This window comes from Streptomyces sp. NPDC005402, assembly GCF_040606575.1.
Lineage (GTDB): Bacteria > Actinomycetota > Actinomycetes > Streptomycetales > Streptomycetaceae > Streptomyces.
This window is the reverse complement of the sequence record NZ_JBEXFB010000004.1, coordinates 411121-426511: the sequence shown is the minus strand read 5'-3', so window position 1 is coordinate 426511 and position 15391 is coordinate 411121. Positions and strand designations below refer to the sequence as shown.

The 15391-nt window shown below is 70.5% G+C and carries 13 protein-coding genes; 8 read left to right on the top strand and 5 right to left on the bottom strand.

Annotation, left to right across the window (positions count from 1 at the left end):
• The first annotated feature begins 60 nt into the window (after positions 1 to 60).
• The 4 genes from ABZT02_RS10400 (at position 61) to ybaK (ending at position 4090) form a co-directional block, all read left to right on the top strand.
• Positions 61 to 1647: an oxidoreductase gene (locus ABZT02_RS10400; RefSeq protein WP_356016187.1), complete on the top strand. Its 1587-nt coding sequence runs from the start codon at positions 61 to 63 to the stop codon at positions 1645 to 1647.
• A gap of 163 nt (positions 1648 to 1810) precedes the next feature.
• On the top strand, positions 1811 to 2821 hold the full coding sequence (locus tag ABZT02_RS10395; RefSeq protein ID WP_356016185.1) for a hypothetical protein: 1011 nt from the start codon (positions 1811 to 1813) through the stop codon (positions 2819 to 2821).
• 11 nt (positions 2822 to 2832) lie between these two features.
• A complete protein-coding gene (locus ABZT02_RS10390) occupies positions 2833 to 3573 on the top strand; it encodes an LON peptidase substrate-binding domain-containing protein (RefSeq protein ID WP_356016184.1) in 741 nt (246 codons plus the stop codon).
• Between the two features lie 16 nt (positions 3574 to 3589).
• Positions 3590 to 4090, top strand: a complete 501-nt coding sequence (gene ybaK, locus ABZT02_RS10385) for a Cys-tRNA(Pro) deacylase (protein ID WP_356016182.1) — start codon at positions 3590 to 3592, stop codon at positions 4088 to 4090.
• 145 nt (positions 4091 to 4235) lie between these two features.
• Here ybaK and ABZT02_RS10380 read toward each other — a convergent pair whose 3' ends face one another.
• From ABZT02_RS10380 to ABZT02_RS10365, 4 genes are all read right to left on the bottom strand, one after another.
• The gene (locus tag ABZT02_RS10380; RefSeq protein WP_356016180.1) at positions 4236 to 4910 is read right to left on the bottom strand and encodes an AAA family ATPase; all 675 of its coding nucleotides are present in this window, start codon (positions 4908 to 4910) and stop codon (positions 4236 to 4238) included.
• A gap of 34 nt (positions 4911 to 4944) precedes the next feature.
• Positions 4945 to 5769 carry an ABC transporter permease gene (locus tag ABZT02_RS10375; RefSeq protein WP_356016178.1) on the bottom strand — a complete coding sequence of 275 codons (825 nt, stop codon included), beginning with the start codon at positions 5767 to 5769 and terminating at the stop codon, positions 4945 to 4947.
• A 73-nt stretch (positions 5770 to 5842) separates the two neighbouring features.
• Entirely contained in the window at positions 5843 to 6817 is a 975-nt protein-coding gene (locus ABZT02_RS10370) for an ABC transporter ATP-binding protein (RefSeq protein ID WP_356016177.1), read from the bottom strand.
• A 105-nt stretch (positions 6818 to 6922) separates the two neighbouring features.
• The gene (locus tag ABZT02_RS10365) at positions 6923 to 8140 is read right to left on the bottom strand and encodes an NYN domain-containing protein (RefSeq protein WP_356016175.1); all 1218 of its coding nucleotides are present in this window, start codon (positions 8138 to 8140) and stop codon (positions 6923 to 6925) included.
• A gap of 223 nt (positions 8141 to 8363) precedes the next feature.
• On the opposite strand from ABZT02_RS10365, the gene ABZT02_RS10360 reads away from it, so the two are divergent.
• On the top strand, positions 8364 to 8528 hold the full coding sequence (locus tag ABZT02_RS10360) for a hypothetical protein (protein WP_356016174.1): 165 nt from the start codon (positions 8364 to 8366) through the stop codon (positions 8526 to 8528).
• A gap of 93 nt (positions 8529 to 8621) precedes the next feature.
• Here the strand turns inward: ABZT02_RS10360 and dnaE are convergent, their stop codons facing one another.
• Positions 8622 to 12161: a DNA polymerase III subunit alpha gene (dnaE, locus tag ABZT02_RS10355; RefSeq protein ID WP_356016172.1), complete on the bottom strand. Its 3540-nt coding sequence runs from the start codon at positions 12159 to 12161 to the stop codon at positions 8622 to 8624.
• Positions 12162 to 12364: 203 nt separating this feature from the next.
• Between dnaE and ABZT02_RS10350 the strand changes: the two genes are divergently transcribed.
• The 3 genes from ABZT02_RS10350 (at position 12365) to ABZT02_RS10340 (ending at position 15386) form a co-directional block, all read left to right on the top strand.
• Positions 12365 to 13690, top strand: coding sequence for a DUF2252 domain-containing protein (locus ABZT02_RS10350; RefSeq protein WP_352382846.1), 1326 nt, complete (start codon positions 12365 to 12367; stop codon positions 13688 to 13690).
• Positions 13691 to 13781: 91 nt separating this feature from the next.
• On the top strand, positions 13782 to 14474 hold the full coding sequence (locus ABZT02_RS10345) for a hypothetical protein (protein WP_356016170.1): 693 nt from the start codon (positions 13782 to 13784) through the stop codon (positions 14472 to 14474).
• 96 nt (positions 14475 to 14570) lie between these two features.
• Positions 14571 to 15386 carry a thioredoxin domain-containing protein gene (locus ABZT02_RS10340; RefSeq protein WP_356016168.1) on the top strand — a complete coding sequence of 272 codons (816 nt, stop codon included), beginning with the start codon at positions 14571 to 14573 and terminating at the stop codon, positions 15384 to 15386.
• The last annotated feature ends 5 nt before the right edge of the window (positions 15387 to 15391 follow it).

Below are 15391 nucleotides of genomic sequence, written 5' to 3'. Positions count from 1 at the left end.
ACTCAGCGGGCATGAACGGGTGTACGAAACCCGCGAGTAGACGAGGGGGATGGAAGAGACGTGACCGAGGGGGCCGGCATCCGGAACATCCGCGACGGAGACCTGCCGGACGATCTGACCGCCGCCGAGGCCGGCATGTGGCAGGCCTTCCGCAACGGCACCGTGTACGACCTGAGCAGCGGCGACACCGTCGTCGACGATCCGCACGGCGGGCATCCCTGGGGCCCCGAGCGGACGGTACGCGCCCGGATCGTGTGCTGGCTGCTCCTGGACGGTCCGCCCGCGCTCGCGGGCCGGGTGTCGTCCCTGAAGCTCACCGGCGTACAGATCAGCGGCACCCTGGACCTCTCGGGCGGCACGGTGGTGCCGTACCTGGAGATGAAGGGCTGCCGCTTCGAGCGGGAGATCCTGCTGCCTGAGGCCCGCTTCACCACCGCGCGGTTCGTGGACTGCTCGGTGCCGCGCCTGGAGGCCGCCCGGGTGCACACGGAGGGCGATCTGCATCTGCCGCGCTGCCGCTTCCACAACGGCGTACGGCTGACCGACGCGCACATCGGCACGGACCTGCTGATGAACCAGGCGATCGTCTACCGCGACCGCAGCGGCCGTTCGATCGCCGCCGACGGCATGACCGTGGGCCAGGACCTCCAGGCCGAGCTGCTCGAGTCGCACGGCGAGCTGAGCCTGCGCAGCGCGACGATCGGCGTCTCGCTGAGCCTGCGCGGCGCCCGGCTGAACAACCCGTACACCCGGCTGGCGCTGAACGCCCCCCAGCTGACCGTCGAACGCACGCTGTACCTGACCCCGGCGGGCGTCGGCGCGTCCATGCTGAGCGGGGCGACTCCCGCGCGCGGGACGCGGATCCAGCGCTTCGAGTGTCAGGGCGGCATCCGGCTGGACGACGGGCGGTTCGGGGACGCGGTCGACCTGGAGCGGGCCCGGTTCATCTTCACCGACGACCAGGAGCTGTCGCTGCGCCGCATCCAGGCGCCGGAGTTGCGTTTCCTCGGGGAGAAGCCGCAGCGCGGCAAAGTGGTCCTCTCGGGGGCGCGGGTCGGCAACCTCGTGGACCGGGCGACCGCCTGGCCCGGCCCGGGAAGTCTGCACATGGGCGGCTTCGTCTACGAGAACCTCGTGCCGCACGGCCCCTTCCCGCTGGCCGAGCGGCTGGAGTGGGTGGCGGCCGCGACCGCCGAGTACAACCCGGAGCCGTACGAGAGGCTCGCCGCCGTGCTGCGGGCCGGCGGCGAGGACGAGGACGCGCGCGAGGTGCTGCTCGCCAAGCAGCGCCGGCGCCGCGAGAGCCTGCCGCCGGCCGCCAAGCTGTGGGGATACGTGCAGGACTGGACGGTCGCCTACGGGTACCGGCCCGGACGGGCCGCCGTGTGGATGGCGGTGCTGTGGGCCGCGAGCTCCGTGGCGTTCGCACACGCGAGCCATCCGCCGCTCAAGGGCGGCGACCATCCGGTCTGGAATCCCGCCCTCTTCTCTCTCGATCTGCTGCTCCCGGTGATCGACCTGGGACAGGTCGGTTTCTGGCAGTTGCGGGGCGGCTGGCAGTGGCTGGCGGCGGCGATGGTCCTCCTCGGCTGGGTCCTGGCGACGACAGTGGCGGCCGGGGCCACGAGGCTGCTGCGGCGGAACTGACGGGCGGTGTGAAGAAATCGGCAAGGTGTCGGTAGGGACTGGTGAGACCGCAGGTCAGAAAGTTGTTGAACGGTCACCTTTTTAACGTCCCTTGACCCTGCGGCGTACAACTTTCCATGAATTGCACGTTCGCACTGGCGCAGTGTTGACCTGCGGACTTTCAATGGTCGACACCATGGCTCTGCTGCCCCCCTTCATCCGCGCGTCACGGATGCCCCCGTACCTCACCGGCGGACTGCCCGCCGACGACGAGGTGCTGCTCGACGCGCCCGACGACCGGCTCGGGCCCGCGCTGGTCGCCGCCGGACAGGGCGCCTACGGGCGCGCGGCCGAGCTGCTCTCCGCGACCCGCGAGGACTCCGCCTGGGAGCTGCGCGAACGGTACGTCCGGCGGCTCTCCGCCTTCGCCCGCTCGCGCCCCGAGTGGTTCGACGCCTGGCGCGCCGACGCCCCGTACGACCCGGACCAGCTGCTCCTCGCCGCCCAGCTCGCGGTGGACCGGGTGTGGGACTCGCCGGCCCGGGCGGAGCTGCTGCGCGAGGTGAGCCCGCTGATCACGGCCGCGGCGCGCGCCGAGGACCGCGACCCGGTGCCGTGGCGGATCGCGCTGGACCACGCGCGCGGCTCGCAGGCCGGGCACACCTACTTCGGTGAGCTGTGGGAGGCGGCCCTCAGGCGCGCCCCGCTGCACTACGGCTGCCATGTCGCCGCCCTGCGCTATCTGGCGGCCTCCTGGCGCGGCTCGTACCGCGAGTGCTTCGACTTCGCCGACCGGGCCGCGCAGGACGCCCCGCCCGGCTCCCTCATCCAGGCGCTGCCCGCGCGGGCGGCCCTCGCCTGTCTGACCGAGGCCGGCGAGGACGCGGTGCCGCGCGAGCGGCTGGACGCGGCGGCCGACCGGGCGATCGCGCTGTCCGCCACGTTCGCGGCCGCCGACCCCTGGCCGGCCGAGATCCGCAACAAGCTGGTGTACGTCCTGGTACGCCTCGGCCGCTGGCCGGACGCCCTGGAGCAGCTGCGCATGCTCGGCCCGTACGCGACCTCGTTCCCGTGGAGCCGGGAGTCGCAGGACCCGCTGGGCCGCTTCCTGGAGGTCCGTGAGGAGGTCCGGCGGCACGCTCCGGCCCATCCACGGAGTGGGCACGGGGGACGTGTCCGCTCCTGGGGCCATTAGGCTTTGGCGCCGTGACCACCGTGCGGCTCCCGCTCTTCCCCCTGAACTCCGTACTGTTCCCGGGGCTCGTGCTTCCTCTCAACGTCTTCGAGGAGCGCTATCGCGCCATGATGCGCGAACTGCTGAAGACCCCCGAGGAGGAACCGCGCCGGTTCGCCGTCGTTGCGATCCGCGACGGCCATGAGGTGGCGCCCAGCGCCAACGGCCTGCCGGACCGCACGGCCGTGCCCGACGGCGGCCCCGCGGCCGGCTTCGGTGACGACCCGGTCAAGGCGTTCCACACGGTCGGCTGCGTGGCGGACGCGGCGACGGTACGGGAGCGGGCCGACGGCACGTTCGAGGTGCTGGCGACGGGGACGACCCGGGTCCGGCTCCTGTCCGTCGACGCCTCGGGCCCGTATCTGACGGCCGAACTGGAGGAACTGCCGGAGGAGGCGGGCGACGAGTCCGGGCCCCTGGCAGAAGGCGTCCTGCGGGCCTTCCGCCAGTACCAGAAGCGCCTGGCGGGAGCCAGGGAGCGCTCCCTGACGTCGGGTGCGGACCTCCCCGACGAACCGTCGGTGGTCTCGTACCTGGTGGCGGCCGCGATGGTGCTGGACACCCCCACCAAGCAGCGCCTGCTCCAGGCCCCCGACACCGCGTCCCGCCTCCGCGACGAACTGAAACTCCTGCGCGCGGAGACGGCGATCATCCGTAATCTTCCGTCGTTGCCGGCGTCGGACCTGACGCTCGGCCCGACGAGTCTGAACTGAGGCCGGAACCCGTCAGATGGCGAAGAAGTCGAAGAAGCAGCAGCCGGGGGGCACCCCCGCCACGGTGGCTCTCACGTCGGCGGGCGTGTCCTTCACGGTGCACGCCTACGACCACGACCCCTCCCACCCCTCCTACGGCGAGGAGGCGGCCGAGGCGATGGGGGTCTCCCCGGACCGCGTCTTCAAGACGTTGGTGGCGGACGTGGACGGCACCCTCACGGTGGCGGTGGTCCCGGTGGCGGGTTCCCTGGACCTGAAGGCCCTGGCGACGGCAGCGGGCGGCAAACGAGCGGCCATGGCCGACCCGACCCTGGCGGAACGCACCACGGGCTATGTCCGGGGCGGCATCTCCCCCCTGGGCCAGCGCAAGAGACTCCCCACGGTCCTCGACGCCTCCGCCTCCGCCCACGACACGATCTGCGTGTCGGCGGGCCGCCGGGGCCTGGAGGTGGAACTCGCGCCGAAGGACCTGGCCGACCTCACGGACGCGGTCCTGGCCCCCATCGCGCGCGCGTAGCCTCTCGACGAATGCCCCTTCCCGGACTAAGCAGAAGGGGCATGTCGAAGAGAACACGCAAGCGCAGGTGGCGCACGAAGAAGGGCCGCTCGAACCACGGCAGGCGCCCGGCGTGACGTCAGCCCCCAGGTGCGGGGCGCAAAACCTACTGCACGGGCGCCCCGTACCCGTCCTTCGGAACCGTCTGCCCGTAGACCGGCTCAGGATCCCGAGGCCCGAACAACGCGGTGAGCCCCAGGTGCACGACAAGCCCGGCCAACGACCAGGCCAGCAACGCCCCCTTCGCCCCCAGCTTCAGCGGCGCGGAGAACGTGACCCCCTTGCCCACGGCCTTCGCGTGGGCGAGTACGTCGGACGTGGGCCCGAGCCACATCCCCACCCGCCACGCGAGCAAGGACCCCAGCACTCCCCCGACGGCCAGCCCCACCACCAGCGGCACCCCGCCCCGCCGCCGCCACAGGAACACGACGAGCGCGCTCACCAACCCGAAGGCCAGCGCGAGCAGGGTGAGCGTCCCGTCCACCCCGACCGCCTGCTCCCCCTCGGTGTCCTTGAGATAGACGACCCAGTTCCCCTGCGAGTCCACATCCCCGACGAGCGGCACATGCGGCGCCAGCCACCACCACAGCACCCCGAGCAGCACCCCGCCGAGCGCCACGGCGACCATGATCACCGCGCCCTCGATCAGTTCGGTCTTCATCCCGGGCCCGCCCTGCCCGTACGGGGCTTCGGCAGGGGCCGCGTACCCGGCAGGGGTCTGCCACGCATCGTGCGAGGACGGTTCGTGCGGCGGCGGAGGAGGCGTCAACGGAGCGGTCACCCTGACATCGTGCCAGGCCCGCCTGTGCGGCGCGTCACCGGACGGCCGCCCGACGATAGGCCCAGGTGGCGACGGCCAGCGAGACCACTCCCACGCACCCGCACACGGCGAGGTCACCGAGCACGAAGGCCCAGTCGGGATGCGGCCCGAAGGTCCGGGCGAACGCTTCGACGCCGTAGGTCGAGGGCAGCAGATCCCGGGCGAACCGGACCGCCTCGGGCATCCGGTCGGCGGGCAGCACTCCGAGCAGCAGCGCGGCGGACATCCCGAGCTGTCCCAGCAGGGTGGCCAGTTCCGGCCGGGGCGCGAGCAGTCCCAGCGCGGCGCCGAGGCCCGCCAGAGCGGCTCCCGCCAGCGGAATCACCGCCACCAGGACCCACAGATGCGCCAGCGGCAGCCCGAACAGCACGCACCCGAAGATCGCGGTCACCACGGTCCCGGGCACGGTGAAGGAGGCGTACGCGCCCGCGGCGCCGAGCACCACGGCGGCGGGCGGCACCGGCAGGGTGGCGTAGTGGTCGAGCCCGCCGTTCGCCCGCAGCTGCCCGAAGTACTGGGCGAGCAGATTGAGCGCGACGAAGGCCACGACCAGCACGGACGCCCCGGCGACCACGGACCGCGCCTCGCCCCCGCCGTCCACGACCCCCCGCATCAGGATCATGATCCCGACCGACTGGAAGGTCGCCACGAACAGCAGCGGGATGCGCGCGACCCGTGCGCGGGACAGCTGCGCCCGGTACACGGCCGCCAGCGACGGCCACAGCCGCGCGCGCGGCCCGAGCTCGGCGGCCGCGTCCCGGCCCGTCTCCTCGGCGGCCAGGGCACCGCCCGGCAGAACCCCGGCGGGTACAACGCTCACGTGGCTCTGCTCCTCTTCGCTCCGGCGGTCGCCCTGTGACGTACGGACACGGCCGTCCGCGTGCTCAACGTGCTCAAGCCTTCACCAGCCCCTGCTGCGCGGCCCCGCCCAGCGCGAGGTACACGTCCTCCAGGCTGGGCGTGGCGAGCGTGAAGTCGTCCAGCGCGGCGAACGCGGCCCCGCCGGTGACGGTGGCGACGACCGCGCGGGCCTCCTCGGGGGCCAGCCGCAGCGTCCAGCGGCGCCCGGCGGCCACGGCCCGGTCCTGGAGCGCGGCGACCTCGGGGACGTGCAGCGGGGCCGCCTCGCGCCACACCAGGTCCACGCGGACCTCTCCGGCCACCTGTTCCTTGAGGCCGGTAGGTGTGTCGCAGGCGATCACGCGACCCTGGTCGAGGACGGCGACCCGGTCCAGGACCGTCTCCGCCTCGATGACGTTGTGGGTGACGAGAAGGACGGTGGTCCCGCGCTCGGCCCGCCGCCGGTCCACGGCGGACCACACCGCGCGCCGCGCCACGGGGTCCATCGCGGTGGTCGGCTCGTCGAGCACGAGCAGCGGCCGCTCCCCCACCAGCGCTGACGCGAAGCACGCGAGCCGGCGCTGCCCACCGGACAGCTTCTTCAGCGGCCGCCCGGCGATCGGCGTGAGCCCCAGCTCGTCGAGTACGGCGTCCCGCTCGGCCCGTGCCTTCCTGGCCTCCAGGCCGCGCAGCCGCCCGGTGGTCTCGGCGGCGAGGGAGACGGTGAGCTCGTCGAGTGCGGTGGACTCCTGGCCGAGGTAGGCGAGAATCCGCGAGGCCCGGTCCGGATGGCGCACGATGTCGTGCCCGAGGATCTCGACGCTGCCGCGGTCGGGCCGCATCAGCCCGGTGAGCTGCCGTACGAGCGTGGTCTTCCCGGCGCCGTTCGGCCCGAGCAGCCCGAAGATCTCACCCCGGCGGATGTCCAGCCGTACGTCGTCGGTGGCCCGCACCTCGGGCGTCGCCGGCGTGCCGCGCCGTCCGCGCACCGCGGGATAGGTCTTGGTCAGTCCGCGCACCGCACACACGACATCCCCACTGTGTCGAAGTGCCGGTGCAGCGCGCGTACTCACAAAGGACGAGACTACGGGGTCGGGGAGCTTTGCTCGTCCTTGGGGCGCGCTATGTGCCCTTCACTCCCCGGCGGGGACGTGCTCCGCCGCCGTCCGCGCATCGATCTCCCGCCAGAACCCGGCACGGATCGCATAACGGTCCTGCTCGTCGATCTGGTCGTCCTTATGGGCGAGCAACCCGAACCGGGCCGCGTACCTGAGCAGCTCCCCGTCGATCCGGTGCGGTACCCGCGGATACATCCCGGACAGCCGCTGCAGATGCGCCTGGTCCCCCAGCCGCTCCATCCACCGCCGCGCGAAGACCTGCCCCACCTCGAACGGGTCGCCACCCACCGTGGTGATGTCCTCCTCCCGGTCGGCCCACCGCTGCTCCGCCGTGGTCAGCTGCGCGAGCGTCGGCATGGAGGCGACCTCGGGCGGCTCGCCGGCACCGCCGGGCCGGTCGACCCAGCCCTTGTCGGAGGACCAGCGCAGGGTCGCGCTCGCGGGATGCGGGGCGGGCTGGGCACCGTGCGCCCGCAGCGCGGCGAGATCCTTGGGCGTCGGCACCCCCTTCGGCGCCGGAACCCGTTCCTGCGTGCCGTTCTCGGAGGCGGCCGCCGGGGCGTGCTCGCTCTCCTCGGAGGTCCGCTCGGGGGCCCGTGAGAGCGAGGACTCGGGCAGCGGCGCCGAGAGGATCGCGGCGATCTCGGGCCGCGGCACGGGCGGCGGCGCACAGATCCCGCTTAGCTCCTTCGCGCGGACGGCCTTGGTGATCCACGCCCGGTCGAGGACCCGCCGCTCGTCCGCCTCGGCGACCAGGTCCTCCGACTGGTTGTAGTCCCCGTCGGCGGCCTGCACGGCCCACAGGTGTACGGCGACCCCGTGCTCCTTGGCGGCCATCATGCCCGGCAGCAGGTCCCCGTCGCCGGTGACGAGGACGATGTCGGAGCAGGCGCGGTTGCGGGCCAGCTCGGTCAGCTCGGCGTGCATGGCGGCGTCCACGCCCTTCTGGGCCCAGCGTCCGTCGCTGCGGGTCAGGGCGCCGAGCCGGACGGTGACCCGGGGCATCACCCGCAGTCTGCGGTGCTCGGGCTGCGGGACCCGGTCGGGGGCGCCGTCGAACCAGTAGATGCGCAGCAGGGGCCGTTCCGTGTCGGACTCGGCCCGCTCGCGCAAGCCCTGGACGAGGGCGGCGTGGTCGACGGTGATGCGGGAACGGGAGGGCTCCCCGGCAAGGAGACTGGCGGCGGCCCCCAGCAGATACCCGGCGTCCACCAGGACGATGCAGCGGTCCACGCGATCCACCCTCTTTCCGGGAGGTTTGCTTCGGGCTTCCTTCGAGTCTGCCCGACCAGGCGAGGCTTAACGGCCCGAACTCGATCTTCGGCGTGGCGTTTCGGGACATCGGTCGGCGACATTCCCTGTCACACACGGTAATTATCCGAAATGCGACTCCTGTCAGCCTATGTGAATCTGATCCCGGCCCTGGCCCCTAGAACTCCCCAGGAGGCAGATCCCCATGGCCAAGAACAAGAAGCAGAACCGTAAGCAGCCGCAGACCGAGCGTGCCGGACAGGAGCGTCAGCACTCCTCGATGGACGCACCGGCCGAGCAGCATGCCACGCAGGTGACCCCCGGCGATGTCGCCCGCAAGGGGCGACAGAAAAGCTTCGGCCACAACTGACATGTGCATAAAGGGTTGTTGAGACCCAGGCACGCAGAAGGGCGCACCCCGTCAGGAGTGCGCCCCTCTCCATGTCCGCGCCGCCCGGGCCGCTCAGCCCGCCAGACAGGACGGTCCGAGCAGCACCTTCAGGTCACCGAAGAGCGCGGGGTCCGGCTTCACCCGGTGCCGGTCCAGCCGCAGGACCGTGGTCCTGCTCGGCCCCTGGAGCCTGATGCGGACCTCGCTCTCGCCCTTGTGATGGCTGAGGATCTCACCGAGCCTGCTGACCATCGGCGGGGTGACCTTCAGCGCCGGGATGGTGAGGATCACGGGCGCGTTGGTGCCCGCGTTGGACAGGTCGGGGACCTGGAGTTCCATCGCGACCAGGCGGGGCACGTCCTCGCGCTTGTCGAGGCGGCCCTTGACGAACACCACGGCGTCCTCGACGAGTTGGGTCGACACCAGCTGGTAGGTCGCCGGGAAGAACATGCACTCGATGGAACCGGCGAGGTCCTCGACGGTGGCGATGGCCCAGGCGTTGCCCTGCTTGGTCATCTTGCGCTGGAGGCCCGAGATGATGCCGCCGATGGTGACGACCGCGCCGTCCGCGTGCTCACCGCCGGTGAGCTGGGCGATGCCCGCGTCGGCCTTGTCGGACAGCACGTGCTCCAGGCCGAAGAGCGGGTGGTCGGAGACGTAGAGACCGAGCATCTCCCGCTCCTGGGCGAGCAGATAGGTCTTGTCCCACTCGTCCTCGGTGAACTGCACGTCGAGCCCGAAGCCGGGCTCGCTGGTGTCCTCCTCGCCCATCCCGCCGAAGAGGTCGAACTGGCCCTCGGCCTCCTTGCGCTTGACCGCGACCACGTTGTCGATCATCGGTTCGTACTGCGCGGTGAGGCCCTTGCGGGTGTGCCCGAGGGTGTCGAAGGCGCCCGCCTTGATCAGCGACTCCGTGGTGCGCTTGTTGCAGGCGACCGCCTCGACCTTGTCGAGGTAGTCGGGGAAGGAGGCGTACTTCCCCTTGGCCTTGCGGCTCTTGATGATCGACTCGACCACGTTGGTGCCGACGTTGCGCACGGCCTCCAGGCCGAAGAGGATCACGTCGTCGCCCTGCGCGGCGAAGTTGTGCACCGACTCGTTGACGTTGGGCGGGAGCACCTTGATGCCCATGCGCCGGCACTCGTTGAGATAGACGGCCGACTTGTCCTTGTCGTCCTTGACCGAGGTCAGCAGGGCGGCCATGTACTCGGCCGGGTAGTTGGCCTTCAGATAGGCGGTCCAGTACGACACCAGTCCGTACGCGGCGGAGTGCGCCTTGTTGAACGCGTATCCGGCGAAGGGGACCAGCACGTCCCACAGGGCCTTGATCGCCTCTTCGCTGTAGCCGTTCTTCTGGGCACCGGCCTGGAAGATGGTGAAGTTCTTCGCCAGCTCGTCGGGCTTCTTCTTGCCCATCACGCGGCGCAGGATGTCGGCCTCGCCGAGCGAGTAGCCGGCGATGATCTGGGCGGCCTTCTGCACCTGCTCCTGGTAGACGATCAGGCCGTAGGTGACGTCCAGGACCTCCCGGAGGGGCTCTTCGAGCTCCGGGTGGATGGGGGTGATCTCCTGGAGCTTGTTCTTGCGCAGCGCGTAGTTGGTGTGCGAGTCCATGCCCATCGGGCCGGGACGGTACAGCGCGGAGACGGCGGAGATGTCCTCGAAGTTGTCGGGCTTCATCAGGCGCAGCAGCGAGCGCATGGGGCCGCCGTCGAACTGGAAGACGCCGAGGGTCTCACCGCGCTGGAGGAGTTCGAAGGTCGTCGGGTCGTCCAGCGGGAGGCTCAGCAGCTCCAGATCGATGCCCTTGTTGGACTTCACCATCTTGACGGCGTCGTCCATGATCGTCAGGTTGCGCAGGCCGAGGAAGTCCATCTTCAGCAGGCCGAGCGACTCGCAGCTCGGGTAGTCCCACTGCGTGATGGTCACGCCGTCGGTGTGCCGGACCCAGACGGGCACGTGCTCGGTGATGGTCTCGCTGGACATGATCACGCCGGCGGCGTGCACGCCCATCTGCCGGACCAGGCCCTCGACGCCCTTGGCGGTGTCGATGACCTTCTTCACGTCCGGTTCGTTCTCGTACATCCCGCGGACCTCGCCCGCCTCCGAGTAGCGGGGGTGCGAGGGGTCGGTGATGCCGTTGAGGTCGATGCCCTTGCCGAGGACGTCGGCGGGCATGGCCTTGGTGATGCGGTCGCCCATCGCGTACGGGTAGCCCAGCACGCGCGCGGAGTCCTTGATCGCGTTCTTGGCCTTGATCTTGCCGTAGGTGCCGATCATGGCGACCTTGTCGGCGCCGTACTTCTCGGTCACGTACCGGATCACCTCGACGCGCCTGCGCTCGTCGAAGTCGATGTCGACATCGGGCATGGAGACGCGCTCGGGGTTGAGGAACCGCTCGAAGATCAGGCCGTGCGGGATCGGGTCGAGGTCGGTGATGCCCATGGCGTACGCGACGATCGAGCCGGCCGCGGAGCCTCGGCCGGGACCGACCGCGATGCCGTTGTTCTTGGCCCACATGATGAAGTCGGCGACCACGAGGAAGTAGCCCGGGAACCCCATCTGGATGATGACGTCCATCTCGTACTCGACCTGGCGCTGACGGTCGTCGGGGATGCCGTCCGGGAAGCGGCGCTCCATGCCGCGGCGGACCTCCTCCTTGAACCAGGTGATTTCGGTGTAGCCGTCGGGGATGTCGAACTTCGGCATGAGGTTCTTGGCCTCGAACATGCCGGTGGTGTCGACCATCTCGGCGATCAGGAGGGTGTTGGCGCAGCCCTCCTGCCAGGCGTCCGAGGAGTCGATGGCGTACATCTCCTCCGTGGACTTCAGGTAGTAGCCGGTGCCGTCGAACTTGAAGCGGTCCGGGTCGGAGAGGTTCTTGCCGGTCTGGATGCACAGCAGGGCGTCGTGGGCGGTCGCCTCGTGCGCGTACGTGTAGTGCGAGTCGTTGGTGACCAGCGGGGGGATGCCGAGCTTCTTGCCGATCTCCAGGAGGCCGTCGCGGACCCGGTGCTCGATCTCGATGCCGTGGTCCATCAGCTCCAGGAAGTAGCGGTCCTTGCCGAAGATGTCCTGGTAGTCGGCGGCCGCCTTCAGTGCCTCGTCGTACTGGCCGAGGCGCAGCCGGGTCTGGAGTTCACCGGAGGGGCAGCCGGTGGAGGCGACGATCCCCTCGGACCACTGGGAGATCGTCTCCTTGTCCATCCGGGGCCACTTCTGGAGCCAGCCCTCGGCGTAGGCGTCCGAGGAGAGCCGGAAGAGGTTGTGCAGGCCGGTCGAGTTCACGGCCCACATCGTCTTGTGGGTGTAACCACCCGAACCGGAGACGTCGTCCCGCTTCTGGTGCGGCTGACCCCACTGGATCTTGCGCTTGTTGCGCCGGGACTCGGGCGCGACATACGCCTCGATCCCGATGATCGGGGTGACCCCGGCCTTCTTCGCCGAGTGGAAGAAGTCGTACGCCCCATGGAGGTTGCCGTGGTCGGACATGGCGATATGGGTCATGCCCATCTCATTGCACGCGTCGAACATGTCCTTGAGCCGCGCGGCACCGTCCAGCAGGGAGTACTGGGTGTGGACGTGCAGGTGCGTGAACGGCGGCTTTGACACGGCGTGGCCTCCATGGAAAACACTCGACGACAGGCGGACGGACAGTGTGGGGGTCAGCGCCGAAGTCTATGCCTCGGCACTGACACTCAGGGGGCCGCCCCGCGTACCTTCACAACGAGGGTCGCGGGCACTTTCACCCGGGCCCGCCCGTTGGAGAGACGACAGAAACGCTGTCGTACAGATGTACCAGGAGGCACCCCGCGATGTCGGTTCCGCAGCTCAACGACGAGCACCGCGGCGAGGAGATTCTCGCTGTCTTCGACACCGCCTTCGGCGAGCTCCTGGCCGCCGATCCGGCAGCGTTCCGTGTGAAGTTCCGGAAGATGGCGGCCTCGGCGTTCGCCTTCTACCGGGGTACGGCGTGCCTCTTCTACCACGACCTCGACGCCGAGAAGAGGGGCGGCCCGTACCTGGACGAGCGCACCTCGCGCGTGTGGATCCACGGCGACCTGCACGCGGAGAACTTCGGCACGTACCTGGACGCCAACGGCCGGCTGATCTTCAACGTCAACGACTTCGACGAGGCCTACGTCGGCCCCTTCACCTGGGACCTCAAGCGCTTCGCCGCCTCCGTCGCGCTGATCGGGTACGCCAAGGCGCTCGGCGACGAGCAGATCACCGAGCTGGTGGAGGTGTACGCGGGCGCGTACCGCGAGCGGATCCACGCCCTCGCCACCGGCGCCAAGAGCGACGAGGTGCCCCCCTTCACCCTGGACACCGCCCAGGGCCCGCTCCTGGACGCGCTGCGCGACGCCCGCTCGCTGACCCGCTTCGGCCTCCTGGAGTCGATGACGGAGATCCGTGACTTCGAGCGCCGCTTCGCGCCGGGCGGCGGTTCCATCGAGCTGGACGCGGCCACCCGCTACAAGGTGCTCGCCGCCTTCGACGGCTATTTGGAGACCCTCCCGGAGGCCTCCCTGGACCGTCCGGACTCCTACCGCGTCAAGGACGTCGTCGGCCGCCGCGGCATCGGCATCGGCTCGGCCGGGCTGCCGTCGTACAACATCCTGCTGGAGGGGCACACCGACGCCCTGGAGAACGACGTGGTGATCTACATCAAGCAGGCCCAGACCCCGGCCGTCTCCCGGCACATCACCGACCCGGCGATCCGCGACTACTTCCAGCACGAGGGCCACCGCACGGTGATCTCCCAGCGCGCCCTCCAGCAGCACGCCGACCCGTGGCTGGGCTGGACCGAACTGGGCGGCGCGGGCCAGCTGGTCGCCGAGATCTCGCCGTACGCGGTGGACCTGGACTGGGGCGACATCGACGACCCGGAGGAGATCGCGGGGGTCGTCGCCGACCTCGGCCGGGCCACGGCCACCATGCACGCGGCGGCGGACGACACCTCCGGCGAGTCCCTGGTGCCGTTCTCCACCGAGCGGGCCATCGACGCGGCGATCGCGGCCGACGAGGACGGCTTCGCGGGTCTCCTGGTCGACTTCGCGCACAGCTACGGCGCACGCGCGCGTGCCGACCACCAGACCTTCGTCGACCTGTTCCGCAACGGCCGCATCCCGGGCCTGTGACAGGCCTCATCCCACCGTCGATAACGATAGGGCCGCTCACAGGGACTCTTTAGGGGTCCCTTACAGGCCCGCGTGACACACTCTCCACGCTATGGACATATCCGGGACCCAGCTACGAGCGCTCCGCGCGGCGCTGTTCACGGCACTCGTCGTGACACTCAGCACCGCGTCGCACGTGCTGCTGTCCCGGGCTCCCCTGCCGCTCAACACGGTGGCGGCGGTCGCCGTCGCCGTGTTCGCCCTCAGCTACGCGCTGGCCGGCCGGGAGCGCGGCTTCGGGCGGATCGCCGCCGTGCTGATCCCGCTGGAGCTCGCCGCCGACACCGTCTTCACCACCGGCCAGCACGTCTGCTACGGGGCCGCGGGCGGCCCGGTCGCGGGCCCGCTGCGCTCGGTCGGCTGGGACGTGTTCTGCGGGGACGGCACCAGCGTCGGCTCGCCGCTGGCCCGGATGACCGGCACCGACCCCGGCCGGCTCGGCGGGCTGCTCGCCCACGCCGACCCGCGGACCGCCTGGCTGCTGCTGGGCGCCCATGTCTGCGTAGGCCTGATCGCGGCCGCCTGGCTGCGCCGAGGCGAGCGGGCCCTGGCCCAGCTGCTGGGGGCCGTGGCCACCACGACCTTCCGGCCGCTGCTGCTCGCGGCCGCCGCGCTGACCGTGCGGTCGGCGCCGGAACCGGCCCGTCCGGTGCGCCCCGGCCGCCGTACGGCCGTCGCGCTCGACGAGATCCTCGTGCACTCCCTGGGACGGCGTGGACCGCCGTGCTCGCCCGCTGTCGCCTGAGCCTCACCCGCTCGCACGGCATCTGAGCACCACCAGTCCCGACCCACGTATCCCCGCACACGACGTGTGCGCGTCCCCTTGATGGAGAACACCACCATGAGCAAGCGGAACAGCCAGGCCTCGAAGAGCGCCGCCCGAGAGCGGCTGCGGCAGGAGCGCGAGCGCCAGGCCAAGCGTGACAAGGTCAAGCGGCAGGTCATCGTCGCCTGCTCCGTCGTCGGCGTCCTGGCGATAGCCGGCGGCATCGGCTACGCGGTCGTCCAGAACAACAAGCCCAGCTACTGGGAAGAGGCCAAGGACAAGAAGCTCGTCAAGCCGGCCAACAGCACGGGCGCCAACGGCACGACGGTCGTCATCGGCAAGAGCACCGCCAAGAAGACCCTGGTCATGTACGAGGACCCGCGCTGCCCCGTCTGCGCCCAGTTCGAGCAGACCGTCGGCTCGACCGTCGACAAGGACGTCGAGGACGGCAAGTTCAAGATCCAGTTCGTCGGTGCCACCTTCCTCGACGGCAACCTCGGCGGCGAGGGCTCCAAGAACGGCCTCAGCGCCCTCGGCGCGGCCCTGAACGTCAGCCCCGAGGCGTTTCTGAAGTACAAGACCGCGATGTACTCCACCAAGTGGCACCCTGCCGAGGACGGCCCCGACAAGTTCAAGGACGACTCCTACCTCATCAAGATCGCGCAGACCGTCCCGGAGCTGAAGGACAACAAGACCTTCCAGAACGCCGTGAAGAACGGCACCTACGACAAGTGGGCCCTGGACATGTCCGAGAAGTTCAACAAGGACGGGGCGACCGGCACCCCGACCCTGAGGGTGGACGGCAAGAACCTGACCGGTCCCGACGGCAAGAGCGCGCCGATGACGGTCGCCGACTTCAACACGGCGCTCGAGGCGGCCCTGAAGGGCTGATCCCG